The 25,273-nt window shown below is 71.6% G+C and carries 17 protein-coding genes; 8 read left to right on the forward strand and 9 right to left on the reverse strand.

All coding sequences use genetic code 11. From position 1 onward, the window contains the following. Positions 1 to 126: 126 nt before the first annotated feature. Positions 127 to 1,026: a hypothetical protein gene (locus tag ACIQI8_RS21975; protein WP_402353054.1), complete on the forward strand. Its 900-nt coding sequence runs from the start codon at positions 127 to 129 to the stop codon at positions 1,024 to 1,026. Between the two features lie 143 nt (positions 1,027 to 1,169). Continuing rightward, the gene (locus ACIQI8_RS21980; RefSeq protein ID WP_402353057.1) at positions 1,170 to 1,757 is read left to right on the forward strand and encodes a hypothetical protein; all 588 of its coding nucleotides are present in this window, start codon (positions 1,170 to 1,172) and stop codon (positions 1,755 to 1,757) included. 182 nt (positions 1,758 to 1,939) lie between these two features. Here the strand turns inward: ACIQI8_RS21980 and ACIQI8_RS21985 are convergent, their stop codons facing one another. Next, the gene (locus tag ACIQI8_RS21985; protein WP_402353060.1) at positions 1,940 to 3,709 is read right to left on the reverse strand and encodes a DUF6350 family protein; all 1,770 of its coding nucleotides are present in this window, start codon (positions 3,707 to 3,709) and stop codon (positions 1,940 to 1,942) included. A 96-nt stretch (positions 3,710 to 3,805) separates the two neighbouring features. On the opposite strand from ACIQI8_RS21985, the gene ACIQI8_RS21990 reads away from it, so the two are divergent. Then, positions 3,806 to 4,924, forward strand: a complete 1,119-nt coding sequence (locus ACIQI8_RS21990; RefSeq protein ID WP_402353063.1) for a helix-turn-helix domain-containing protein — start codon at positions 3,806 to 3,808, stop codon at positions 4,922 to 4,924. 137 nt (positions 4,925 to 5,061) lie between these two features. On the opposite strand, the gene sucD is transcribed toward ACIQI8_RS21990, so the two are convergent. The 6 genes from sucD to ACIQI8_RS22020 form a co-directional block, all read right to left on the reverse strand. Then, complete coding sequence (gene sucD / locus ACIQI8_RS21995) at positions 5,062 to 5,946, reverse strand: succinate--CoA ligase subunit alpha (RefSeq protein WP_123998221.1); 885 nt, start codon at positions 5,944 to 5,946, stop codon at positions 5,062 to 5,064. Between the two features lie 20 nt (positions 5,947 to 5,966). Then, the gene (gene sucC / locus ACIQI8_RS22000) at positions 5,967 to 7,145 is read right to left on the reverse strand and encodes an ADP-forming succinate--CoA ligase subunit beta (protein WP_402353067.1); all 1,179 of its coding nucleotides are present in this window, start codon (positions 7,143 to 7,145) and stop codon (positions 5,967 to 5,969) included. A 559-nt stretch (positions 7,146 to 7,704) separates the two neighbouring features. Next, entirely contained in the window at positions 7,705 to 8,652 is a 948-nt protein-coding gene (locus tag ACIQI8_RS22005; RefSeq protein ID WP_402353070.1) for a hypothetical protein, read from the reverse strand. A gap of 188 nt (positions 8,653 to 8,840) precedes the next feature. Further along, positions 8,841 to 9,992 (reverse strand): VWA domain-containing protein, encoded by a 1,152-nt coding sequence (locus tag ACIQI8_RS22010; protein WP_402354097.1) that lies wholly within the window; start codon positions 9,990 to 9,992, stop codon positions 8,841 to 8,843. Positions 9,993 to 10,296: 304 nt separating this feature from the next. Then, positions 10,297 to 12,948 (reverse strand): DUF5682 family protein, encoded by a 2,652-nt coding sequence (locus ACIQI8_RS22015; RefSeq protein ID WP_402354100.1) that lies wholly within the window; start codon positions 12,946 to 12,948, stop codon positions 10,297 to 10,299. Between the two features lie 262 nt (positions 12,949 to 13,210). Beyond that, positions 13,211 to 14,341, reverse strand: coding sequence for an AAA family ATPase (locus ACIQI8_RS22020; protein ID WP_402353073.1), 1,131 nt, complete (start codon positions 14,339 to 14,341; stop codon positions 13,211 to 13,213). Positions 14,342 to 14,497: 156 nt separating this feature from the next. Here ACIQI8_RS22020 and ACIQI8_RS22025 point away from each other — a divergent pair, with 156 nt between their 5' ends. Continuing rightward, positions 14,498 to 15,853, forward strand: coding sequence for an SWIM zinc finger family protein (locus ACIQI8_RS22025; RefSeq protein WP_402353076.1), 1,356 nt, complete (start codon positions 14,498 to 14,500; stop codon positions 15,851 to 15,853). Between the two features lie 130 nt (positions 15,854 to 15,983). Further along, entirely contained in the window at positions 15,984 to 17,687 is a 1,704-nt protein-coding gene (locus ACIQI8_RS22030) for a DUF5691 domain-containing protein (protein ID WP_402353079.1), read from the forward strand. Between the two features lie 6 nt (positions 17,688 to 17,693). Here the strand turns inward: ACIQI8_RS22030 and ACIQI8_RS22035 are convergent, their stop codons facing one another. Continuing rightward, on the reverse strand, positions 17,694 to 18,110 hold the full coding sequence (locus ACIQI8_RS22035; RefSeq protein WP_402354103.1) for a cobalamin B12-binding domain-containing protein: 417 nt from the start codon (positions 18,108 to 18,110) through the stop codon (positions 17,694 to 17,696). A 383-nt stretch (positions 18,111 to 18,493) separates the two neighbouring features. Between ACIQI8_RS22035 and ACIQI8_RS22040 the strand changes: the two genes are divergently transcribed. Both ACIQI8_RS22040 and ACIQI8_RS22045 read left to right on the forward strand, forming a co-directional pair. Beyond that, positions 18,494 to 19,363 (forward strand): lipase family alpha/beta hydrolase, encoded by an 870-nt coding sequence (locus ACIQI8_RS22040; RefSeq protein ID WP_402353082.1) that lies wholly within the window; start codon positions 18,494 to 18,496, stop codon positions 19,361 to 19,363. 281 nt (positions 19,364 to 19,644) lie between these two features. Further along, positions 19,645 to 21,162 (forward strand): M23 family metallopeptidase, encoded by a 1,518-nt coding sequence (locus tag ACIQI8_RS22045; RefSeq protein ID WP_402353085.1) that lies wholly within the window; start codon positions 19,645 to 19,647, stop codon positions 21,160 to 21,162. A 96-nt stretch (positions 21,163 to 21,258) separates the two neighbouring features. Here ACIQI8_RS22045 and pcrA read toward each other — a convergent pair whose 3' ends face one another. Beyond that, positions 21,259 to 23,751 (reverse strand): DNA helicase PcrA, encoded by a 2,493-nt coding sequence (gene pcrA / locus ACIQI8_RS22050; RefSeq protein WP_402353088.1) that lies wholly within the window; start codon positions 23,749 to 23,751, stop codon positions 21,259 to 21,261. Positions 23,752 to 24,044: 293 nt separating this feature from the next. Between pcrA and ACIQI8_RS22055 the strand changes: the two genes are divergently transcribed. After that, positions 24,045 to 25,208, forward strand: a complete 1,164-nt coding sequence (locus ACIQI8_RS22055) for an NlpC/P60 family protein (RefSeq protein ID WP_402353091.1) — start codon at positions 24,045 to 24,047, stop codon at positions 25,206 to 25,208. Positions 25,209 to 25,273 lie beyond the last annotated feature (65 nt).

The following is a 25,273-nucleotide window of genomic DNA, read 5'->3' on the forward strand; positions in this document are numbered from 1 at the left end:
TTCACGAAGTGGCAGTGCGCGAGCTGTACCTGACCACTCGCATGCTTGACCGCTCGTATACCTGCCCACCCGCACAGCACGACCGCACCCGTATCGGAATCGGACCAAGGGGAAGACGCTCACTTGATGTCGGACCGCAGCCTGCGACTCTTCACGCTCTCTCCGCTCCCGGCGCGGGGAGGGGAGCGTGGCGCCGTCCTGCTGCGAGAGCGCCCCGCCTCGCCCCCGGACGCGCCCTCGGGCAAGAAGACCGGCGACAGCGACGGTGACGAGACGAGCGGTGCCGGACAGAGTGGTGCCGGACATAGTGGCGGCGGCCATAGCGGCGGCAGCCAGAACAGTGCCGGCAATGCGGGCAGTGGCGGCAGCGCGGGCAGAGGCGGCCAGGACGACAACCCGTTCGCACCGCCGCCGGAGGGCACGCCGGACCGCCCGTGGCAGCCGCGCCGCCCCACGGAGGGCGACGAGGCACAGAGCGACAGCAGTTCGTCATCACCGTCCCCCTGGGGCAGCCAGTGGAGCGACCGCCAGCCCGGCCGCTCGCAGGGCGGCTTCGGCGACCGCCCCGGAGACCGCCCCAACCCCTCGGCCCCCGAGAACCCGGGCGGCAACGGCCCGAACGCGGGCATGCGCTGGGACCCGACGGACCCCATCCAGCGCCGCGCCCGCTACTCCCTGCTCTCCGGCATGTGGGCCTTCTTCTTCGCCCTCTTCAGCTGGCCGTACGTGGCCCTGCTCCTGGGCGCGCTCTCCCTCTACTGGGGCATCAGCGCCCTGCGCGCCAAGTCCCGCGCGGCCCAGGACACCACCGACGCCTCGGCGCCCCGCCCCCAGACCACGGCGGCGATCAGCGGCCTGGTCACCGCGACGCTGGCGATCGTCCTGGTGGCCGCGGCGTTCGCGGCCCAGCTGGTCTACAGCGACTACTACACCTGCACCAGCGACGCCCTCACCAACCAGGCGAAGCAGGCCTGCGAGCAGCACCTGCCGTCGGAGCTGCGGAGCATTCTGGGCACGAACGGCTGACGGGGCCGTCGGCGGGGAACAACCCCCACGGGACTGATCGTCGGGGGGAGTTCGTGGTGCGGGAGTGCTGGTTCTGCGAGAACGCCGCGCCGGCGTCGTGGCACGACCGAGTCATGGGACTGCACCGCGACGCGGAAACGAACATGACGGCATGGATCGTCATCCTGCGCACCACGTGGCGCAGGGAAGTCGTGTACGTGCCCCGCTGCGCCCGCTGCCACACCGGCCACCAGCTGGAACAGACCGCGGCGGTGCTTTCCGCGGCTTCGCTGATCGCCTACGCCGCCAGCGGTCAACTGGACCATCTCCTCGGCATCGTGCCGAACGCGGGCGCAGACCGGGCGGTCGCGGCGATCTGGGCGGCCGTGGCCTGCCTGCCGCTACTCACCTGGCTCGCCATCAGACACGCCCGACTGCCGTGGCGGCGCCTGGCACCCCACCGTCTGGGCTACGCCCGCCACCACCCGGACTTCGTGCGCCTCCTGGACGAGGGCTGGAAACCCAGACCGGGACCCCTCCCCTACTGGGGAAACCCCCCGAACCCCCACCACCCTCCACGCCCGGGCAAAATCCGCCGGATCATCGGCCGCACCCTCGACGCAGTCGCGGCAGCGTCCGCCGTCGCCATCTTCATCGCCTACTTCAAGGGCTACGAAGAACTGGCCGGAGGCTTCATCGCGACCACGGCGGCCCTGTCCTACCTGTCCACAAAGATCAAACCGGAGAACTGACCGGGTCTTGTTCCTTGAGCGGGTCGGGTGGCGCCCCCTCTGGACGCCGGTCCGCATCTTTCAGCCCGTCCGGCGCTTGAGGACGAGGCCCCTTCAGGGCCGATCGGGGTCCGGGGCGGAGCCCCGGCGGGGTCGAAGGGGCAGCGCCCCTGGGATGGGACGGGTAGGGGCGGCGGGGGCGATCAACTCCCGTCAGAACCATCCGCCGCCTCCCGAAGCGCCGCCCACCGAGCCTCCCGCGCAGCGTCATCGTGCCAACCCCCCTCCACCGGCTCGGCCGGCAACAGGTCATACGGCTCCAACGCATCATCACCCCGCCGATCCCGCAGCCCCCCGCCTCCCATCCCGGCCCCGGCCCCCTGAACCGGCACCGCCTCCGGCAGAACACCCCCAGCCTCCCGCCCCACGTCCCCCTGCACTCCCCCACTCCCCTTCCGAATCCCCAACCACCCCACCACAGCGGCCAACCCAACCCCCGCCCCAACCTCGCGCCCCCGCCACCCCCGAACCCCCAACGCCACCGGCACCCCCACCCCCGCCATCCACACAACCGCCACCCCACCCACCTGCCACCACACCGGCCCGAACCGAGCCAACGCCCCCACCCCGAGCCGCCCACCCGCAAGCCCCGCAAGAACGGCAACCATCACCCCACCCAGAACAGCCGCCACCCCACCAACCCCAGCAGTCCGCCCCGGCGACCACCCCCGCCCTCCGCCACCTGCCTTGGTCCCCACCCCAAGCCCGCCCCTCACCCTCGCCCCGACCTCAAGCCCACCTCCGACACCGCTCACGCCCCCCGCCCCACTCCGACTCCCACTCCCACTCCCGCTCCCGCTCCCGGCACCGGGACCCGCACCCTTGCCCTCACCGGCCGCCCCCCGCCCCACAAACACCCCCACCACCACCCCAGCAACCACCGGCACCACCCCCACCGCCCACTCCAACGGCCCCCCAACCCCCGCCCCCGGCACCGCGGCCAGCAACGGAAACGGCGGCAGCAACGGCGCGGGGTCGGATGACAACGGCCCCACCACATGCCCCGCCCCCAGCACAAACCCCGGCCCCAACCCGTACCCCACCGCCCACACCACCGCGTTCGGCACCAGCGCCAGACACAGCAACAACACCGCGAACCGCCCCGACCACCCCTCCGTCAACTGCAGAAACGACCCCCGAGCCACCCCGCCGTGCCACACCAACGAGCCCCCGAGCAACAACGCCCCGCCCCCGACCAGCACCGCCACCCCGGCCGACGCGGCCCGCACGGCGACCCCGAGCCGTTCCCGCGCCTCCACCCCGAGCACCAGCCGCCGCACCGACGCCGGCAGCAGGATCAGCACCCCGTCGGCGACATCCCGCGGACGCCCGTACGCCGTCCACACCCCCACCCCCGCCGCCACCACGACAACCGTCGGCACACACACCGCGGTCCACGCCCAGGACGGCCGCAACTCCCCGCCGGACGCGTACAGCGCGGCAGCCGCGCCCACGCCGAGATACCCGACCACGACCCCGGCCCACGCCGTACGCGCGGCCACCAGAGGTGGACCATCGCCGTCGTCCTCACCGTCGCCGTCTCCCCCGCCCCCGTCCACCGCATCCCGCGCGGCCCGATGCACCAGCCACACAGGCACCGCGAGCAGCAACAACGGCGTGACACCGACCGGTGCGGGTACGCCGGAGAGCGTGTCGGTGCGGATCAGTTCGGCGCCGTGCGCGAGCAGCCACAGCGCCGCCGCGACATGCAGCGCACCCCCGGGCCCGCTGTCGGGATACGGCGAACTGATCCACAGCACCATCACGAGCACGGCGAACGACCCCAACCCGAGCCCGGCCGCGAGCGCGCCACCCAAGAGGCTCGCAGCCAGTCCGGGTGATCGGTCGAGCATCCGGGTGAGCAGGGACGACAACGGCGATCGACGAGCGGTCATCTGGATCACGCCCGTCATGCTCCCAACGACACGCGCTTTTCCGTCGTAACACGCGAACTTCCGAAGTGTCGCCCAATATATATTTATGTACTTTTTCGTACGAAGGGGCGTCCTGTGACGCAGAGCCCTGCAACCCCCCTCCCCTCACCCAAGGAACGCCGACGCCTGCGTGAGTCCGGCTCGCTGACACAGGCTCAGGTCGCGGAGCGGGTAGGCGTTTCGCGCGAGACGGTCCGCTCCTGGGAGAGAGGCCGCACGACTCCACGCGGCGACAAACGGGAGGCGTACGCGAAACTGCTGGCCTCACTCGAACGCCCGACGCCTCGTCAGGACCCGGCGAAGCAGCCGACAGTGACGGTGTCTCTGGAAAAGTCCACAGAGCCACAGCCACATCCAAGGCCGGAGCCCGCCCCCGCCACCGCCACTCCCGCCACCCCACTGACGCCCACTCAGGCCTTCGACGCGCTCTACGCGTTCTGCGCCCCCGCCCTCGTACGCCAGGCCTATCTCCTCACCGGCCGCCGCGAACTCGCGCGCGAGTCGGTCGAGCGGTCCTTCCAACTCGCCTGGCAGCGCTGGCCGGAGGTGGCGGTCGACCGGGACCCGGCGGGCTGGGTGCGGGCGACGGCGTACGAATACGCGCTCTCCCCCTGGCACCGCTTCCGCCCGCGCTACCGCCACCCCGAACCCCCACCCCCCGACCCCGCCGACCGCGCCCTGCTCACCGCACTCCTGAAACTCCCGGCCCCCCACCGCCGCACACTCATGCTCTACGACGGTGTCGGCCTCGACCTGCCCGAGACGGCGGCGGAGACGGAGGCGAGCACCCCGGCGACGGCCAACCGGCTGCTGCACGCGCGCGAGGCGCTGGCCGCGCGGTTGCCGGAGCTGTCGGACCCCGCGGTGCTGCATCGGCGCCTGGCGGAGCTTGCCTCCACGGAGCGGTTGCGCGCGGCCCGGCCGCCGACGGTGCGGATCGGGAGTGAGCGGCGGGCACGTTTCTGGACGCGGGCGGCCATCGCGTTCACGGTCGCCCTGATCGGCACGACGGCCCTCACGGTGCGGACGGCGCCCACCCACTACGAGCCGCCGATCGCCCCCGGGGCGGAGGTGCAGGGGGTGCCACCGCGGGTGGCGCCGGGTTCTTTGTCGGACGAGGAGGTGGAGCTGCGGGAGAAGCTGCGGGGTGAGATGACGAGCGGGCCCGAAAGGCTGCTCCCGCTGAGCCGCTGACTCCGGCCTGCCGACCTGCTGTCAAGGGCGCGGGGAACTGCGCGACCAGCCACGACGAACCCGCACCCGCCCGACAACGCATCGGTGGGCCCGCCCCGATCCACGGAGCGAGCCCACCGACGTTTCAGCTAGGTACCTCAGCCGCCCAGGATCTCGCGGGCGAGCTTGGCCGTCTCGGTCGGCGTCTTGCCGACCTTGACGCCCGCGGCCTCAAGGGCCTCCTTCTTCGCGGCGGCCGTGCCGGAGGAGCCGGAGACGATGGCGCCGGCGTGGCCCATCGTCTTGCCCTCGGGCGCGGTGAAGCCGGCGACGTAACCGACGACCGGCTTGGTCACGTTCTTCGCGATGAAGTCCGCGGCCCGCTCCTCCGCGTCGCCACCGATCTCACCGATCATCACGATCAGGTCGGTGTCGGGGTCGGCCTCGAAGGCAGCCAGAGCGTCGATGTGCGTGGTGCCGATGACCGGGTCGCCACCGATGCCGACGGCCGACGAGAAGCCGATGTCACGGAGCTCGTACATCATCTGGTACGTCAGCGTGCCGGACTTCGAGACCAGGCCGATACGGCCCGGCTTGGTGATGTCGCCCGGGATGATGCCGGCGTTCGACTGACCGGGGGTGATCAGACCCGGGCAGTTCGGACCGATGATGCGCGTCTTGTTGCCCTGCGCGACCGCGTACGCGTAGAACGCGGCGGAGTCGTGCACGGCGATGCCCTCGGTGATGACGACCGCGAGGGGGATCTCCGCGTCGATCGCCTCGACGACCGCGGCCTTGGCGAAGGCCGGCGGTACGAAGAGGACGGATACGTTCGCGCCCGTCTTCTCGATCGCCTCGGCGACCGTGCCGAAGACCGGGATCTCGGTGCCGTCGAAGTCGACGGACGTGCCGGCCTTGCGGGGGTTCACACCGCCGACGATGTTCGTGCCGTCGGCCAGCATGAGCTTGGTGTGCTTCATGCCCGTGGCACCGGTCATGCCCTGGACGATGACCTTGCTGTCCTTGTTGAGGAAGATAGCCATGGCTGTTAGTCCCTCGTCCCTTACTTCGCAGCCGCGAGCTCGGCGGCCTTGTCGGCCGCGCCGTCCATGGTGTCCACGCGCTGGACCAGCGGGTGGTTGGCGTCGGAGAGGATCTTGCGACCCAGCTCAGCGTTGTTGCCGTCGAGACGGACGACCAGCGGCTTGGTGACGTCCTCGCCCTTGTCCTTGAGCAGCTGCAGCGCCTGGACGATGCCGTTGGCGACCTCGTCGCAGGCGGTGATGCCGCCGAAGACGTTGACGAAGACGGACTTGACGTCCGGGTCGCCGAGGATGATCTCCAGGCCGTTCGCCATCACGGCCGCGGACGCGCCGCCGCCGATGTCGAGGAAGTTGGCGGGCTTGACCCCACCGTGCTTCTCACCGGCGTACGCGACGACGTCGAGGGTGCTCATGACGAGACCCGCGCCGTTGCCGATGATGCCGACCTCGCCGTCGAGCTTGACGTAGTTGAGGTTCTTGGCCTTGGCGGCCGCCTCGAGCGGGTTGGCGGAGTCGTGGTCGATCAGCGCCTCGTGCTCCGGCTGACGGAACTCGGCGTTCTCGTCCAGCGACACCTTGCCGTCAAGGGCGATGACCTTGCCGGAGGCGACCTTGGCGAGCGGGTTGACCTCGACGAGGAGGGCGTCCTCCTTGACGAAGGTGTCCCACAGCGTCACCAGGATCTCGGCGACCTGCTCGGCGACGTCGGCCGGGAACTTCGCCTGCGCGACGATCTCGCGGGCCTTCTCGATCGAGACACCCTCATTGGCGTCGACCGGCACCTTCGCGAGGGCCTCGGGGTTCTCCTCCGCGACGACCTCGATCTCCACGCCGCCCTGGACGGACGCCATGGCGAGGAAGGTGCGGTTGGTGCGGTCGAGGAGGAAGGAGACGTAGTACTCCTCGACGATCTCGGGCGCGGTCTCGGCGATCATCACCTTGTGGACCGTGTGGCCCTTGATGTCCATGCCGAGGATGTCCGTCGCACGCGCGACGGCCTCGTCCGGGGTGGCGGCGAGCTTCACACCACCGGCCTTGCCACGGCCGCCGACCTTCACCTGGGCCTTGACGACGGACTTGCCACCGAGCCGCTCGGTGGCTGCGCGGGCCGCCTCAGGCGTGTCGATGACTTCACCGGCCAGCACCGGTACATCGTGCTTGGCGAAGAGGTCCCTCGCCTGATACTCGAACAGGTCCACGCGCTTCCGTCCTCAGTGATCTCGCGGTTCGTTGGATGCGTGGGCGTGCCGCGAAGGGCAACGTGACGTCCGCTGTCACAAGGGAGGCGCACACGGTGACCGAGCGCGCGGCATGTCCGTCTCGCAGGTTATCGCTGCTTGCGGAGGGCCCCTAAATCGAGGGTCACACCTGAGCGGTGATACCTGTCACATGATGCCGCGCTCACTGGCACGGCGTGCCGCGAGTGAGACGCCGTACTGGTGGGGCGAAGGGCCTCACCGGGCTGGGGTTGACCCGGTGAGGCCCCCTGTACCGCCCCGAGGGGCGCGGAACGGGCGACGCCCACCCCAATGGGAATCACCCGCCTCCACCGCGGGATTCAGCCGGACCGACCGACGGTTTTCGGTCGTCTCGGCCTCGGACCCACGGAGTCGAGAAATGGCGGCAGGAAGCAGAAGAAAGGGCAGAAAGAAAGGGGGGACCGCAGGAGAGGGGACTGCAGGGGAAGGGCCTGCAGGGGAAGGGAGAGCAGAGAGCCGGGGATCCGGAGGGTCCGGAAGGGCCCTGGAGGGTTCTGCTCTACGCGGGGGAAACCGGGATGTCCCGGTGCCCGTCCCGGATCTCGGCCGCGTCGGACCGCACGGCGGCACCGGCCACGAACCGCAACGGCACCCGGTGGCTCACCGCGACCGCATGCGCGTCACCGTGCCGCGAGGACCCACCGTCGATGCCCGAACGGCTTCCCACCGCGTCGTCGCCCGCGGCACCGCCCGGCGCCTGGTGCGCGGGGGCATACCCGACACCGGCGACCCGCCGCTCGACGCTCCGCGTCGAGGCATGCCCGACGACACCGGCATCGGCATCGGCATCGACATCGACATCGACGACGAACACTGGGCCGTACGTCATCGCTCCGACCTCGGCCGAGCCAGTACGTCCCTCATCCCGGACCCCGCCCACCGTGTGCCCAACGCTGTCCGCCTGAGGCTCCTGCGCGACGGGCGCGGGCGCGGGGGCTGTCGCTGGAGCTGGGGCGGGCAACGTCTGTCCCGGTTCCTCGGGAGGGGCGGGGAGTGCGGGCGAGGAGGGCAGAGTCGGTAGGTCAGGGAGCGACGAGAGGATCGGCAACGACGCCGGCGGCGGTAACTGCGCGGTCACGTCGTCCACCTCGTCGGTCACCGCCTGCACGACTGAGCCGACCGGCTCCAGGACCCCCGCATTCACGGTCTGGACGACGTGATCGACCACCGCGACCGGCTTGACGGTCCGCGTCGGCTTCTTCGGCTTCACTTCAGCCGGTGCCCGCGGCTTGAGCAACTGCCCGACCGCATGCACCGACGAGCTGACCGTCGACGACCGCGCCGACGATCCCGAGGTCACCCCGTCCGCCGCCTGCGCCTGCTCCCCGCAGAGGAGCCCGACCGCGAACAACCCGCCCACCAGTAACGCCACTTGCAGCGCACGCCGCCCAACCGCCGTGCGCAGCACGCGCAGAGCGGCACCAGGCAGTGCTGCCGGCCAGTTCACGTGGGGGCGGATCCTCCCGTACGGGCGGGCGACACTCGGCGCACCGCTGACGGGCGTCGATCCTTGCACGCCCCTCCCGAGGTTGCGCAAGCCCCCTGTTACCGATGGATACTCATGTCCGTTTTGCTGCCCGCCCCGGTGTCAACGGATCGACAAGTCACCTGCACAGCACGCGAGTTCCGGAACCGTCACGCCGTGTCCGGCACCGGTATCGGCCGCTTCTCGATCGCCGCCGCCATGACCTCCGGGAAGAGGTCCGGCGTGCACGCGAACGCCGGTGCGCCCAGCGCGGCCAACGCCGCCGCATGCTCCCGGTCGTACGCCGGCGCCCCCTCGTCCGACAGCGCCAGCAACGCCACGAACTGCACCCCCGACGCCTTCATCGCCGCGACCCGCTTCAGCATCTCGTCCCGTATCCCCCCTTCGTAGAGGTCACTGATCAGCACGACCACCGTGTCGGCGGGCCGGGTTATCTGGGACTGGCAGTAGGCGAGCGCCCGGTTGATGTCCGTCCCGCCGCCGAGCTGCGTGCCGAACAGCACGTCGACCGGGTCGTCGAGCTGGTCGGTGAGGTCGACGACCGCCGTGTCGAAGACGACCAGCCGGGTGTTGATCGACCGCATGGACGCCAGTACCGCCCCGAACACCGACGCGTAGACGACGGACGCCGCCATCGACCCCGACTGGTCGATGCAGAGGACGACCTCCTTCTTCACCGACTGGGAGGCACGCCCGTACCCGATGAGCCGCTCGGGCACGATCGTCCCGTACTCCGGCAGGTAGTGCTTGAGGTTGGCCGCGATCGTGCGGTTCCAGTCGATGTCGTGGTGGCGCGGCCGGTTGATACGGGCGCTGCGGTCCAGGGCGCCGGAGAGCGTGGCCCGGGTGCGGGTGGCGAGCCGCTTCTCCAGGTCCTCGACCACCTTGCGCACGACCGCCCGTGCCGTCTCCTTCGTCGTCTCCGGCATCGCCTTGTTGAGGGAGAGCAGCGTGCCGACCAGGTGCACGTCGGCCTCGACCGCCTCCAGCATCTCCGGTTCGAGCAGCAGCGCGGACAGCCCGAGCCGGTCGATGGCGTCCCGCTGCATCACCTGCACGACGGAGGAGGGGAAGTAGGTGCGGATGTCCCCGAGCCAGCGCGCCACCGACGGCGCCGACGCCCCGAGCCCCGCCGAACGCTCCCGCCCCGCCCTCGCCTGCCCCTCGCCCCTCCCGTACAGCGCGCCCAACGCCCCGTCCATCGCCGCGTCCTGCCCCGACAACGTGTACCCGGTGCCTTCGGCCGCGTCACCCCCGAGCACGAGCCGCCACCGCCGAAGCCGCTCCTGCTTCGAGTCCATGTCCGTGCCCGTGCCCGTGCCCGTGCCCGTGTCCGTGTCCGTGTCCGTGTCCGTGTCCGTGTCCGTAGGAGTCTCCGTCGCCGTACCCGTTGAAGATCCCGTTCCCGTGTCCGTCGTCCCGGTGCTCATCCGCGCACCTCCGCACAGCTCCGGTCCCGGTCCCACAGCGGCACCACCGTCACGGCCGTCACCGGCCGACGGTAAGTCGCCGCCCCCTGCCCGCACTTGTGCCCGTGCGCGCGTCCACCGGCATCCGCATTCACCGCATCGCCCCGCTTCCCCGCCTGCGCCCGCCCGTCGGTCCTCATCGAGCCACCCCCACAAGGTCGTTGTCCGCGCCGTCCGCCCATCCGTCCAGTCCCAACAGCAGCCGCACCACGGGCAGTACGGCGTCCGCGCGCCCCGCGTCGAGCTCGGCCGCGAAGCCCGGTATCCCGGCACCGGTCGCCGCCGTATGCCCCGCCCGTCCGGGCCCACGCCGGACCAGCTCACCGAGAGTCCGCCGCACCCCCGGCTCGTACGCCGAGAACGTCCGCCGCAACAACGGCAGTACGTCCGTGAACGCCCCCGCCGGCACCCCCGTCAGCCAGGCGTCGACCAGCCCGAGCAGCCGCTCGTCGTGCACGAGCAGCATCCCGCCGCCGGACCCGCCGCCCACGAACCCCTCGATCCACGCGGCCGCGTCCCCCGGCGCCGTCCCCGGCGACAGCACGAGCCCCATGAGCCGCGCCGCCTCGTCCTGCCCCAGCTCCCCTTCGTCCAGGAGCAACCGCACGGCCCGCCCCCGCACCACCCCCGCGACGGTGTCCCGCGTCCCCAAGACCCGCAGCACGCGATGCCAACGCCCTCGCAGAGCAGCCCCGACGGCCCGATCCTTCACGACGGACTCGTCGGGAGCCGTCGCCGCGGAACTCCCCGCAGGTCCATCGCCCGACGCCCCCGGTGCCTCATCGCCCCGCGCCGGTGAATCGACCGCCGCCTCTGCCTCCCCCACCCTCGGCAGTACGGGGCCGCCCGCCGTATCCCCCCGCACAGGCGCGTCCGCCAGCAACCCCACCGCCCCGTGTACCGCGTCCAGATGGCGCCGCATCTCCTCGGCCGCATCGGCGTCCAGGGCGGCACAGGCCGGAGGAAGGCCGACGAAAATACGTTCGGCGAGGCCCGCTGCGACCCCGGCCAGGGCACCGGTGTCCGTGCCGCGCACATCGCCGTACCGGAGCGAACGGACCAGGGCCGGCAGGGCCTGGGCGAGATGGCCGACGTCCGCGTCGAGCGCGGCCCGGTCGGCGAGGACCCGCATCACCACGGGCAGCGCGTCGGGCAGTTCGGCCAGCAGGCAGCGCTCCGCGAGCCCGGTGACATCGGCGAGGCCCCGCGCCCCCACCGCGTCCGCCTCGGCCTTGGCCGTCGCGGCGCCGAGCACGGTCGTGCCCCACACCCCGGCCTCGGCGACCCGCACGGACAGCTCCGGCTCCCACCGCAGCCGCCACGTCTCCCGGAACGTCCCGGTGCTCCCCCGCGAGGCCGTCGGCTCGCCCCACCCGATGCCCAGCAGCCGCAGCCGATGCAGCAACCTGCTGCGCCCGGCATCGGTCTCCTTGCGCAGATCGAGCTCCAACTCCCGCTCCAGCGCCTCCGGTTTGAGCCGCAGCCGACGCTGGATCCGGTCGAGGTCACGCTGCAACGGCACCGCCGGCGCCGACCCTGGCACCTCGCCCAGCACGTCCCCCACGACCAACCGGTCGTGCACCAACGCCAGCGGCACGTCCGAGCCCTCGCACATCACCGCGCGCACCGCGTCGGTCGTCTCACCGAGCCCCGGCAGCGGACGCCCCCGCATCGCGGCGAGCGTCTCGGCCAACCGCACCGCCTCGATGACATGCGCCGAGGACACCAACCGGTCCTGCTCCCGCAGCAGTCCGGCCACCTTGGTCAGCCACCGCTCGACCGGCCGGTCCGGCGCGCTGAACAAGTGCCCGTACCAACCCGGCGAGTCGATCCCCGCCCCGTATCCGCTGACCCGCGCCAGCCTCCGGTGCGTCCACGGCACCCACGTCATGTCCGTCTTGACCTTGGGCAGCCCCTTCACCAGCGCCCGGTCGGCGGCGACAGCCGTCCGCTGCCGCAGCGCCGGCACATGCCAGGCCCCGCACACCACGGCCACGTCGTCCCCGAACTCACGCTGCGCGGCCCGCACTTGGAGCCGCATGTACGCCTCCCGCACGAGATCCCGCTCGTGTCCCCCGGCGCCGTAGGTCTCCCGCAGCGCCCCCATGGCCTCCTCCAGCACGGCGAACGGCGCGAACGCGTCCCCCTCCCCCATCCCCCGGTGCTCGACGACGTCCTCCCACCACCGCTCGGCGTCGTCGTAACCGGCGGCTTCGGCGAGCACGGCGAGCGGATCGACCCGGACGGAGGCATCGAGGGCCGGTTGTCCATCGGCGTCCGATGTCTCGTCCGGCGTCGGCGTCTCGTCAGGCGTCTCGTCCGGTCCGTCCTCCGGCTCCTTCTCCCACGCCAGCGTGTGCGTCGCCGGCAGGTCGATGAAGCGGGCCGGGACTTCGTGCTCCAGGGCCCAGCGGATGGCCACCCACTCCGGCGAGAACTCGGCCAGCGGCCAGAACGCCGAGCGGCCCGGCTCGTCCACGGCATGGGCGAGCAGGGCGACCGGCGGTCGCATGTCCTCCTCGGCGGCCAACGGGATCAGGAAATCGGCCTCGGGCGGCCCCTCGATCAGCACGACCCGCGGCCGGGCCACGTCCAGCGCCGCCCGCACGGCCCGTGCCGACCCCGGCCCGTGATGCCGTACGCCCAGCAGCAACGGCCGACCATCGGCCGCCCCGCTCCCACCCCGCTCGGGCTCAGGCTCCGTCACGACGTCCCCCTCCGTACCGCACCCGCCGACCTCGCCCGCCGGACGCCCCTCCGAAGCCGCCCCCGGCCACCGCTCTGCCATCGAAGCCATCGCCGCCCCCATCGACCCCGTTGCCCTCGCCGAACCGGCCGTCCCCGCCGCCCCAGCGGTCCCCGCCGCCCGCGTCCGTCACCCCGACCGCCCCCGGAGGCCAGGCACCCGACGCACACCGAGCCGCCCGACTCCCCCGAAACGCCGGACCCGCGGGACCCGCCGGATCCACCACGCCCACCACTCCCACCACTCCCCCCGGATCCGCCCGATCCCTGGCCCCCGCCGGAGCGCCCCCACCCCAGGTCGTTCGTCACACGCTCACCTCTCGGCAGGCCCGGTAGAAGTCCGTCCAACCGTCGCGCTCCCGCACGACCGCCTCCAGGTACTCCTGCCAAATCACGCGGTCGGTCGCCGGGTCGCGGACGACCGCGCCGAGAAGGCCCGCGGCGACATCGCCGGCCCGCAGCACGCCGTCGCCGAAGTGGGCGGCCAGGGCGAGGCCGTTGGTGACGACGGAGATCGCTTCCGCCGTCGACAGCGTGCCGCTCGGCGACTTCACCTTCGTACGCCCGTCGGAGGTCACCCCGTCACGCAGCTCGCGGAAGACCGTCACGACGCGGCGAATCTCATCGATGCCGTCGGGTGCGGAGGGCAGTTCCAGGGAGCTGCCGAGTTGGTCGACGCGGCGCGAGACGATGTCGACCTCGGCCTCGACGCTCTCCGGCAGCGGCAGCACCACCGTGTTGAAGCGGCGGCGCAGGGCACTGGAGAGGTCGTTGACCCCGCGGTCCCGGTCGTTGGCCGTCGCGATCAGGTTGAAGCCGCGGACCGCCTGCACCTCCTGGCCCAACTCCGGTATCGGCAGCGTCTTCTCGGACAGGATCGTGATGAGCGTGTCCTGCACGTCGGCGGGGATACGGGTCAGCTCCTCGACCCGTGCCGTCATCCCCTCCGCCATGGCCCGCATGACCGGGCTGGGCACGAGGGCGTCGCGGCTCGGGCCGTGGGCGAGCAACTGCGCGTAGTTCCACCCGTATCGGATCGCCTCCTCCGGCGTTCCCGCCGTGCCCTGCACGAGCAGCGTCGAGTCGCCGCTGACGGCGGCGGCCAGGTGCTCCGACACCCAGGTCTTGGCCGTGCCGGGCACGCCGAGCAGGAGCAGGGCACGATCGGTGGCGAGGGTGGTGACGGCGACCTCGACGAGGCGGCGCGGGCCGACGTACTTCGGCGTGATCACCGTGCCGTCCGGCAGCGTGCCGCCGAGCAGATAGGTCGCCACCGCCCACGGCGACAGCTTCCAGCGGGCCGGGCGCGGGCGGTCGTCCTGCGCGGCCAGCGCGGCGAGTTCATCGGCGAAGGCGTGCTCGGCGTGCGGCCGCAACGGCTCGTTCGACGGCTTCTCGCTCGTTCGCACGGACGCGGGTTCTACGGACACAGTCATGGCTGAGGCCCCCTCCAGCTCGGCCGGTTCGGATCTGGTGTCCACCGTGCACCATGCCACTGACAACGCGATCTGACCTGCGAAAACACCCGCATCGGCCCGCCCGCCCAGCCGCTCGCGGACCGATTGTCAGTGCCGGGCTCTACCTTCGATGTCATGACTCAGGTGGGGGTGCGCTGGAGCGCGGATCAGGTGCTGGCACTGGCTCCTGACGCCGCATCACGCAAAGCGGGCAGCAAACTCGGGGCGGCCGGGCCGTGGTCCGAGACGGGGAGCGGCGAGGAGGGGACGGTGTGGGGACTGTGCAAGGGCAGTGGCAGCAAGCCCTATCAGACGGTCGTCGACATCGCGGACGCCTCCGGGCCCGCGTACAAGTGCAGTTGCCCGAGCCGGAAGTTCCCGTGCAAACACGCGCTCGGGCTGTTGCTGCTGTGGGCGGGCGAGGACGGCGCGGTGGCGCCGGGCGCGCCGCCGGACTGGGCGGAAGAGTGGATAGAGGGGAGAAGAAAGCGGACGGAGGACAAGCGGACCGCGGGCGGCTCCGACTCCGCTTCCGGCTCGGCTGACCCGGAGGCGGCGCGGCGGCGGGCGGAGCGCCGGGCCGAGCGGATCACCGCGGGCGCGACCGAGTTGGAGCAGCGTCTCGCGGACCTGTTGCGCGGTGGCCTGGCCGGCGCGGAGCAGACGGGATACGCGCTGTGGGAGGAGACGGCGGCCCGCATGGTCGACGCCCAGGCACCCGGACTGGCCGCGCGCGTACGGGAGTTGGGGGCGATCCCGTCGTCCGGTCCCGGCTGGCCGGTGCGGCTGCTGGAGGAGTGCGCGCTGCTCCACCTCCTCGACCAGGCGTGGCTGCGCCGCGAAGGGCTGCCGGAGTCCCTGGCGGCGACGGTCCGCTCCCGCATCGGCCTGTCCAACTCGGCGGACGGCCCACCACTGCGCGACCGCTGGCTGGTCCTCGCCCAGTACGACACGGCGGACGCCCGACTGACGACCCGCCGCATCTGGCTCTACGGCGCCGACTCGGACCGCACGGCCCTGCTCCTCTCCTACGGCGCCGCCGGCCGCGCCCCCGAACTGACGCTCCCGGTGGGCCTGACCCTGGACGCGGAGGTGGCCGCGTATCCGGGCGCGGGCCAGCCCCGGGCGGCGCTCGGCGAGCAGTTCGCACCCCCGACTCCCGCCGCCGTACGCCCACCAGGAGTGACGACGACCCAGGCCGCCGCTCGCTACGGCGAGACACTGCGCGACGACCCCTGGCTGGACTCGGTCCCGATCACCCTGGACCGGGTCGTACCGACCCCGACGAGCGACGGCTGGCAACTCGCGGACGCCGACACGGACACCGCGCTCCCCCTCACCTCCACCGCCCGCGCCCGCCCCGGGCTCTGGCGCCTGATCGCCCTCTCGGGCGGCACCCCCGTCAAGGTCTTCGGCGAGTGCGGCCACCGAGGCTTCACACCGTTGACGGCCTGGGCGGAGGGGACGGAAAAGGCGGTGACGCTGTGCTGACCCGACGGAACGCAATCCCGGCTCGGCCCACGCATTCGCCCACGCCATCGCCCACACCGTCGCTCACGCCATCGCCCACACCCGCCTCCCCACCTTCGACTTCCCCTCACACTCCACGGAGAGGAACCGCATGAGCACCACACCCGGCGCTACGGCTGAGCCCACTCCCACCCACACGTCCGCGCCGAACCTCTGGGAAGAGCTCGTCACGGCCGCGCTGTTGGGGACGGACCGGCGTACACCGCCGGGGCACGGACAGGGACACGGCCGCGGACACGGACCCGTCCGCCAAGCGCCGGTCGCGCTGCTGGACGCCGCGGCCGTCGAGACCGTACGCCGTCGGGCCGGGTTGCGACCCGCGCAGGCGGCCCCCCGTCCCGAGCAGGCTCCGCCGGACTCGCGCCCGGCGTTGCCCGCCGCGGCGGCCCGCAGGCTGGCGATGCTGCTCGCCGACCGTCCCGGTACGGGTGGCGGGGGCCGCAGGGGCACGGCGCCGGACCTCATGGAGCTGTTGCCGCAGTGGCTCGCGGCGGCGAACGCGCGCGGTTTCGGGGCGCCCCCGCAGGTGCTGCCCGCCCTGCTGGACGCGGCGCGCGGACGGACGGATCTGCGGCCGGCGGCGCTGACGTTCGCGGGGGCACGCGCGGTGTGGCTCGCCCGGCTGAACCCGGACTGGCGTTTCGCCCTGCGCGCGACGCCGGGCGGGGGCGCCGCGTTGCCCGGTCCGGACGACGAGGCGGGCACTCGACGGCTCTGGCAGGAGGGCCTGTTCGCGGAACGGGTCGCCCTGCTGTCGGCCCTGCGCGCCCACGCACCCGCCGCCGCCCGCGAGTTGCTCGCGACGACCTGGCCGACGGAGCGGGCCGAGGATCGCCTGATGTTTCTCGACTCGCTGCGGTCGGGACTGGGCCCGCGGGACGAGCCGTTCCTGGAACAGGCGTTGGCCGACCGCAGTCGCAACGTACGGGCGACGGCGGCGGAGTTGCTCTCCGCGCTGCCGGACTCGGCGCTGGCCGGGCGGATGGCGGTCAGGGCCGGGGCGTGCGTGGCCGTCGACCCGATGCGGGAGACGCCGACGGTCGTCGTCGAGGCCCCGCACGAGTGCGACGCGAGCATGGAGCGCGACGGCGTGGTCGCCAAGGCCCCGGCGGGGCGGGGTGAACGGTCGTGGTGGTTCGGACAGTTGGCGGAGGCGGCACCGCTCGGAACATGGCCCGCGCGGCTCGGCGGACGGACACCCCAGGAGCTGGTGGCGCTTCCGGTGGCCGACGACTGGCAGAGCGATCTGCACGCGGCGTGGTGCAGGGCCGCGGTCCGGCAGCGGAACGCCGAGTGGGCGCGGGCGCTGCTCGGCATGCCCTCCGCACCCGAGGCCGGCGGCCCGGGGGCGGTCTCCCTGGCCGAACGCGCCAAGCTGCTCGGCATCCTGAGCCCCGCCGAACGCTCCGACTGGGTCGCCGGGTTCATCGCGACGCACGGCCTGTCGGAGGCGTTCCAGTTGCTCGGGGTCTGTGCGGTGCCCTGGTCCGAGCCACTGGGGCGGGCGGTGGTCGATGCCCTCGACATCGCACGGGAGGCGGGGAGTTACCCCTGGAGTTTCAGCGGAGTCATGGGCCTGGCCGAGCGCTGCCTCGACCCCGAACAGGCGGGCCGCCTGGAAGGCCTGACCTCCATACCGGAGGAGGCGGAGGACGCGTCACCGGGAGCGGGCGGCTACTGGGCGGAGGCGTTCCAACGCCTGGTCACGACATTGCGGTTGCGGGCGAAGATGGCGGAGGAGTTGGAAGTGGTGCGGGGACGTCATCCCGCACCACTCAGCCCATCCGGCGTCTGAACCGACCTACGCCCCCGTCGGCTGCCGCACGGCAACCCGAACCCAGTCCACGATCGCCTGCGTCGTCGCCCCCGGCGTAAAGATCTCCGCGACGCCCTTCTCCTTCAGCGGCGCGATGTCCGCCTCCGGAATGATCCCGCCGCCGAACACGAGAATGTCCGCCGCGTCCCGCTCCTTCAGCAGGTCGATCACCGCGGCGAAGAGCGTGTTGTGGGCGCCGGACAGGATGGACAGCCCGATCGCGTCGGCGTCCTCCTGGATCGCGGTGTCGACGATCTGCTCGGGAGTCTGGTGGAGCCCGGTGTAGATGACCTCCATACCGGCGTCGCGCAACGCCCGCGCGATCACCTTGGCCCCCCGGTCGTGCCCGTCGAGCCCGGGCTTGGCCACCACGACGCGGATCGGACCGGCTGCCACACCCATCACTGCCTCCATGAAGCGACTATCCATCCGTACCGACATGTGTACCGGCATGGGTACCGACCTGCCGGCAAGTGAACGAACGTTATCTCCAGCATCCCGCAACCGGCAGTTTCGCGAGGGAGACCGAGGGGGAAATCACACGGTGGGACACGTTCGTAGCGCATATTTCGCGCGACGGGAGCCGCAACGAGGTCGCCGCACCACCGCGCCGCAGGCCGCGCGGCGTGGTGGTGCGGCGGGTCGGCGACGGCGGGAAGGGCATACGGGGCCGACAACCCGCACGCCGCAGGCCTCCCGCACACCGGCGACCACCTTCGCCGCGACCTCCCACGAGGGCACACGGGGGACAGAGCCGTCCTCCGCGTGCCGACAGGAGGTCGGCCATGAAGGTCACCGGGGCAGTGTCGCCCTTTCTTCCCCTCGCCCAGAAGCTGCTGCCGAGCAGGCTGGCGGGACTCTCCCTGGCCCTGCTGAAAGCGACCGCGCTGGAGTTGGCGATCCTCGCGGGACACCTCCTCCTCTATCCCTCGGGCATCACCCAGGAGCGCCGTGGCCCCGCCGACCCGCTCCCCACGCCGGACGAGGGCACGGCACAGCTGCCCACCGAGGCCAAGCCCCCGGTAGTCCTCCTCCACGGCTTCATAGACAACCGCTCGGTCTTCGTCCTGCTGCGCCGCAGCCTCGCCCAGCACGGCAGGCAGCAGGTCGAGTCGCTGAACTACTCACCGCTGACCTGCGACATCCGCACCGCGGCCGAGTTGCTGGGCCAGCACATAGAGGAGATCTGCGAGCGCACCGGCAGCCGGCAGGTCGACATCGTCGGGCACAGCCTCGGCGGGCTGATCGCGCGGTACTACGTGCAGCGCCTGGGCGGCGACCTCCGCGTCCGCACGCTGGTGACGCTCGGCACCCCGCACTCCGGCACGAGCGTGGCGCCGCTGGCCAACGCGCACCCGATCGTGCGCCAGATGCGCCCCGGCTCGGACGTCCTGGAGGAGCTGACCCGGCCCGCGCCGGGCTGCCGTACGCACTTCGTCAGTTTCTGGAGCGACCTCGACCACCTGATGGACCCGCTGGAGACGGCGTGCGTCGCTCACCCCGACCTGATCGCACAGAACGTGCGGGTGAGCGGAATCGGACATCTCGCCCTGCCCGTGCACCCGGCCGTCGCGATCGGGATACGGCAGGCGCTCGACACTCCGGAGACAGGTTCCGAGACGGCCGCTCACGCCGGCGGTCTGACGGTGGCGTGACGCTGGGATGACGGTGACCCACCCGGCGTGACCTCTCGCGGGGCCGAGCAACGCCTCCGCACAGGCGTCCCACACCTCCCGGACACCCCTCGGACAGCTCCCGCGACTCGAACGCTCTTCGAACACAGGGCCAAACCCTCGCCCGGCCTCCCCCGAAACACAGCCGAATGCCCGTTTCCTGCGAGCCTAAAACCTGTTGAAGATTGTCGCGCCCGCGTACCGCCGGGTACAGTCGCCGCACTGCTCTGCCAGCCCCTGTTGTCGAGGCGAAAGAGAAGTTGGTGAACGACCGTCACCCGTCGGGGACTATGACCCCGGCTCCGGCCTCCGAGGCCGCCGCGACGCATTACGCGTCCTACGGCACCCAGGAAGGCCAGTACGGCGACTTCACCACGTACGGCGACTACGACGCCAACGGTTTCGCGACCGGTACCGGCACCCACGCCACGGCGACCTTCGCGGCCGACCCCCTCTTCGGGTGCCTCCCGGACGACGGCACGGGCACGTACGACAACAGCTCGGACTGGTCCTCCGGCGGCCAACAGACCCTGCACTACGACGCGTACGCGGCCCAGCACCACGCCGCCTACGACACCGGCGCGTACGAGACGACCGCCTGGTCGGCCGAGTACCAGCAGCTCTCCGCCATTCCCCCGCAGGCCACCGGGAACGACACCTCCGGCCAGTGGGACGCGAACGCCTGGCTCCAGCCCGACCAGAGCACCGCCGCGGCCGACCAGACCCAGCACTGGGAGTGGGGCACACAGGCCTTCGACACCGGTGCCTACGACGCCACGCAGTGGAACTCGGACGGCCAGGGCGGCGGCGCCGACGCGCCCGCCACCGCCGTCTTCGAGCAGGTCGGCCAGGAAGCACCGGACGAACAGGGCGAGCGGCACGACCAGTTCGAGGACTACTCCGAGTACGACACCGCCGGGTACGGCGAACCCGCCCCGGCCGAGGACGAGTTGGCCTCCACGGGTGAACTGCCCGCCGTGGCCCCGCTGTTGGACGACCAGGAAGAGGTCGTACCGGCGCAGGGCCGCGCGGCCACCAGGAACGCGAACCGTTCCCGTCGCCGTCCGCCCCCCAAGCGCTCCGCGCTGCTGACCATCGCCGTGCCCTCGGCGTGCGTGATGGGCGTGGCCGGTGTCGCCGCCGCCTCCGTCGGCACCTTCGCCAGCGAGCAGGACACCTCGACCACGGCCTCGGACGTCACCGCGGTGAAACCGTCCACCGCCAACAACAAGCTGGATGCCCAGCTCAAGAGCCTCTCCGCCGGCGCCGACGACTTCGCCGACCGGGCCAGCCGCACGCAGGAACGTATCGACCTCAAGGCCGAGCAGCTGGCCGAGAAGAAGAAGGCCGCCGCGGAGGCCGCCCGCAAGGAGCGACTGCGCCCCAAGTACGCGCTCCCGGTCGCGCAGCACGGACTCAGCGCCTACTTCGGCCAGGCCGGCATCAACTGGATGTCCGTGCACACCGGCATCGACTTCCCGGTCTCGTACGGCACGAAGGTGATGGCCGCGACCGACGGCACCGTGCGGACGCAGTGGAACAGCGCCTACGGCAACATGATGATCGTGACCGCGATGGACGGCACGGAGACGTGGTACTGCCACCTCTCCAGCTACCAGGTCGCCTCCGGTACGACCGTGAAGGCCGGCGACGCGATCGCCTACTCCGGGAACTCCGGCAACTCGACCGGACCGCACCTGCACTTCGAGGTGCGACCCGGCGGCGGCTCGGCCATCGACCCGCTCCCGTGGCTGCGCAGCCACGGCATCAACCCGACGTAGCGCCGGAGCCGTCCGCCCCGCCGACCTCCTTGTGAGCCCCCGCGGTTGGAGCGGGGGCTCAGCTCATGTCCTCCACGAGTTGACCGTAGGGATCGCCTACAGCTTCTCCACCGGCGCGTACCGCAGCAGCAGCCGCTTCGGCTTCTCCTCGCCGAAGTCGACCGTCGCCTCCGCGTTCGCGCCCGTGCCCTTGACCGCCACGACCGTGCCGAGTCCGAACTGGTCGTGCGTCACGCGGTCGCCGACGGCCAGCGACACCACCGGTTTCTCCGAACTCCGGCGCGTGGCAAAGCCGGACGCGCCCGAGGCGGAGGAACGGGAGCGGGTCGAGGACAGCGAAGCCGCAACACCCGACGCCGGTCCGGTGGGGGCCGACGCGGTGGCGCCGGTCCGCTTCCAGTCGACGTGCTGCGTCGGGATCTCCTCCAGGAAGCGGGACGGCGGGTTGTACGACGGCTGCCCCCACGCGCTGCGCAGCGAGGAGCGGGTGAGATAGAGGCGCTCACGCGCGCGTGTGATGCCGACGTACGCCAGGCGGCGCTCCTCCTCCAGCTCCTTGGGCTGGCCCAGCGCGCGCATGTGCGGGAAGACGCCGTCCTCCATGCCGGTGAGGAAGACGACCGGGAACTCGAGGCCCTTGGCGGTGTGCAGGGTCATCAGGGTGATGACGCCCGAGCCGTCCTCCTCCTCGTCCGGGATCTGGTCGGAGTCGGCGACCAGCGCGACCCGCTCAAGGAAAGCGGCGAGTCCGGCGGGCGTCTCGCTCTCGGCGTCGCTGTTCTCCTGCTCGAACTCCAGGGCCACGGCGGCGAGTTCCTGGAGGTTCTCGATCCGGGTCTCGTCCTGCGGGTCGGTGGAGGCCTGCAACTCGGCGAGGTAGCCGGTCCGTTCGAGGATCGCCTCCAGGACGGTCGCGGGGCCCGCGCCGGACTCGACGATCGTACGGAGGTCCTCCATCAGCGTGTTGAACTTCTTGACCGCGTTCGTCGACCGCGCGGCCATGCCGTACGCCTCGTCGACGCGGCGCAGCGCCTGCGGGAAGCTGATCCGCTCGCGCTGCGAGAGCGCGTCGATCATGGCCTCGGCGCGGTCGCCGATGCCGCGCTTGGGCACGTTCAGGATGCGGCGCAGCGGGACGGAGTCCTCCGGGTTGGCCAGGACCCGCAGGTAGGCCAGGACGTCCCGGACCTCCTTGCGCTCGTAGAAGCGGACGCCGCCGACGACCTTGTAGGGCAGGCCGACACGGATGAAGATCTCCTCGAAGACACGGGACTGCGCGTTGGTGCGGTAGAAGACGGCGACATCGCCGGCCTTCGCGTCGCCCGCGTCGGTGAGACGGTCTATCTCCTCGGCGACGAACTGGGCCTCGTCGTGCTCGGTGTCCGCCACGTAGCCGGTGATGCGCGCGCCCGCGCCCGCGTTGGTCCACAAATTCTTGGGGCGGCGGGACTCGTTGCGCTCGATGACCGCGTTGGCCGCGCTCAGGATGGTCTGCGTGGAGCGGTAGTTCTGCTCCAGGAGGATCGTCGTCGCGTTCGGATAGTCCTCCTCGAACTGGAGGATGTTGCGGATGGTCGCACCGCGGAAGGCGTAGATCGACTGGTCGGCGTCACCCACGACGCACAGCTCGGCGGGCGGCAGGTCGTGCTCCGCGGGCGGGGTGTCCTCATCATGCGCACCGGTGCCGACGAGCTCGCGCACGAGCGCGTACTGCGCGTGGTTGGTGTCCTGGTACTCGTCGACCATGACGTGCCGGAAGCGGCGGCGGTAGTGCTCGGCGACGTCAGGGAAGGCGCGCAGCAGGTTGACCGTCGTCATGATCAGGTCGTCGAAGTCGAGGGCGTTGGCCTCGCGCAGCCGCGACTGGTACATGGCGTAGGCCTGGGCGAGGGTCTTCTCGAAACCGTCGCCGGCCTGGGCGGCGAAGTCCTCCTCGTCGATCAGCTCGTTCTTCAGGTTCGAGATCTTGGCGCTGAAGGACTTCGGGGGGTAGCGCTTGGGGTCGAGGTCCAGGTCGCGGCAGACCAGGGCCATCAGGCGCTTGGAGTCGGCGGCGTCGTAGATCGAGAACGACGACGTGAAGCCGAGCTTCTTGCTCTCCCGGCGCAGGATGCGCACGCAGGCGCTGTGGAAGGTCATCACCCACATCGCGTTCGCGCGCGGGCCGACGAGCTGCTCGACGCGCTCCTTCATCTCGCCCGCGGCCTTGTTGGTGAAGGTGATCGCGAGGATCTGGCCGGGGTGCACATGCCGCTCGGCGAGCAGATGGGCGATGCGGTGGGTGAGCACACGGGTCTTGCCGGAGCCGGCGCCGGCCACGATGAGCAGGGGGGTGCCGGCGTGCACGACGGCCGCGCGCTGGTTCTCGTTCAGCCCCTCCAGGAGCGCCGCCGCGTCCAGCGCCGGGCGCGGGGCGCCGTCGCGGTAGTACGCGTCCCTGTCCGGCGGCGCGTCGAACTTCCCGCCGAACAGGTCGTCCGGAACGGGCTCCGGTCCGTGCTCGTCCTCGGGCGGTGGCGGGGGCTCCTCCGCGTGCCCGCGAGGGGCCTGGAGGTCCGCCAGGAAGCTGTCGTCAAAGAGGCTGCTCATCGCTCTCCGAGTCTAGGGCGCCCCACTGACAACCCGCCGCCGCCCCGGGAACATCCCCGGATCCGGTGACGGTTGACCCGTCTCCCACTCTCCGGAACCGGACCTTCACGTTCCGCTATCCCCGTGCACCCGCGGGACGATCTCTGACCGAAGGTCACAAAAACGTATCGGGCATATCGAACATCAACCTTCACACAGGCCACACCAGTTGGCTACCGTTTCACGCACCCACCGAACAGTCTGAGCCCCCACCGCTGACTCGGTAGGCGGAGCATTGGAAGGAGTCGCCTCCTTTGGCGTCGCACCGCAAGTCGCGTCCTTCGGGAACGCGCGCAGCAGGGATACGCACCCCTGCGATCGCCACGGCCGCCCTCACCTCCGTGGCCCTGCTCTCCCAGTCGGCCGAGGCGGCCCCGTCCACCGACGGGAACCCGAGCCTCGAAGAGGTCGAGAAGAAGGTCGACGACCTGTACCGCCAGGCGGAGTCGGCGACCGAGAAGTACAACGCGGCGAAAGAGAAGACCACCAAGCAGCGCAAGCGCGTCGGCACCCTCCTGGACGACGTGGCCCGGCGCACCCAGAAGCTCAACGAGGCGCGGCAGGAGCTCGGTTCCTTCGCCGCCGCCCAGTACCGGACCGGGGCCGCCGCGCCGGACACGTCGACCTTCCTGCTGGCCGACTCCCCGCAGGACTACTTCGACCGGACCCAGCTGATGGACCGGCTGACCGGCCGCCAGAAGGACGCGGTCGACGACTACGTCACCGAGCAGTCCGCGACGATGAAGAAGCGCCAGGAGGCCACGCAGGGCCTGGAGACGCTCACCGAGACGCAGAGCGACCTGCGGACGGCCAAGTCGACCGTCCAGAAGAAGCTCGCCGACGCGCGCGACCTGTTGTCGCAGCTGACCGCCCAGGAGAAAGCGCGGCTCGCCGCGATCGAGAAGGAGAAGCGGCAGGAAGCCGCGCGCAAGGCGGCGGAACTGGCGCAGCAGCAGGCCGCGGAGGAGAAGGCGGCACAGGAAGCGGCGTCCCAGAGCGGCTCGGACTCCTCGTCGTGGTCCCCGTCCTCGGGCACGAGCGGCTCCGACTCCGCCTACGCCACCAAGGCCGCCAAGGCGCTCGCCTTCGCCCGCGCGCAGGTCGGCAAGCCGTACGTCTGGGGCGCCACCGGCCCCGACTCCTACGACTGCTCCGGGCTCACCCAGGCCGCCTGGAAGGCCGCGGGCGTCACCCTCCCCCGCGTCACCTACGACCAGGTGAACGCCGGCACCACCGTCTCCCTCGCCGACGCCCAACCAGGCGACCTGGTCTTCTTCTACGACGACATCAGCCACGTCGGCCTCTACATCGGCAACGGCATGATGATCCACGCCCCCAGGCCCGGCACGTACGTCCGCGAGGAGTCGATCTACTACGACGGCGAGTCGGCGATCCACAGCGTGGTACGCCCGGCCTGACCCACGGGCACGCGCGCGTACTGCACGTCTCCCGTCGCACGCGCGCGTGGTGCACGTCTCCCTTC

The sequence above is a fragment of the Streptomyces sp. NPDC092369 genome (genome assembly GCF_044755245.1).
Lineage (GTDB): Bacteria > Actinomycetota > Actinomycetes > Streptomycetales > Streptomycetaceae > Streptomyces.

Excerpts from the sequence above, each read along its gene's own strand:
- ACIQI8_RS21975 (WP_402353054.1), top strand. The coding sequence starts at position 127 with ATGTCGGACCGCAGCCTGCGACTCTTCACGCTCTCTCCGCTCCCGGCG.
- ACIQI8_RS21980 (WP_402353057.1), top strand. The coding sequence starts at position 1,170 with ATGACGGCATGGATCGTCATCCTGCGCACCACGTGGCGCAGGGAAGTC.
- ACIQI8_RS21985 (WP_402353060.1), bottom strand. The coding sequence starts at position 3,709 with ATGACGGGCGTGATCCAGATGACCGCTCGTCGATCGCCGTTGTCGTCC.
- sucD (WP_123998221.1), bottom strand. The coding sequence starts at position 5,946 with ATGGCTATCTTCCTCAACAAGGACAGCAAGGTCATCGTCCAGGGCATG.
- ACIQI8_RS22010 (WP_402354097.1), bottom strand. The coding sequence starts at position 9,992 with ATGGACTCGAAGCAGGAGCGGCTTCGGCGGTGGCGGCTCGTGCTCGGG.
- ACIQI8_RS22015 (WP_402354100.1), bottom strand. The coding sequence starts at position 12,948 with ATGGCAGAGCGGTGGCCGGGGGCGGCTTCGGAGGGGCGTCCGGCGGGC.
- ACIQI8_RS22020 (WP_402353073.1), bottom strand. The coding sequence starts at position 14,341 with ATGACTGTGTCCGTAGAACCCGCGTCCGTGCGAACGAGCGAGAAGCCG.
- ACIQI8_RS22025 (WP_402353076.1), top strand. The coding sequence starts at position 14,498 with ATGACTCAGGTGGGGGTGCGCTGGAGCGCGGATCAGGTGCTGGCACTG.
- ACIQI8_RS22030 (WP_402353079.1), top strand. The coding sequence starts at position 15,984 with ATGAGCACCACACCCGGCGCTACGGCTGAGCCCACTCCCACCCACACG.
- ACIQI8_RS22035 (WP_402354103.1), bottom strand. The coding sequence starts at position 18,110 with ATGGGTGTGGCAGCCGGTCCGATCCGCGTCGTGGTGGCCAAGCCCGGG.
- ACIQI8_RS22040 (WP_402353082.1), top strand. The coding sequence starts at position 18,494 with ATGAAGGTCACCGGGGCAGTGTCGCCCTTTCTTCCCCTCGCCCAGAAG.
- pcrA (WP_402353088.1), bottom strand. The coding sequence starts at position 23,751 with ATGAGCAGCCTCTTTGACGACAGCTTCCTGGCGGACCTCCAGGCCCCT.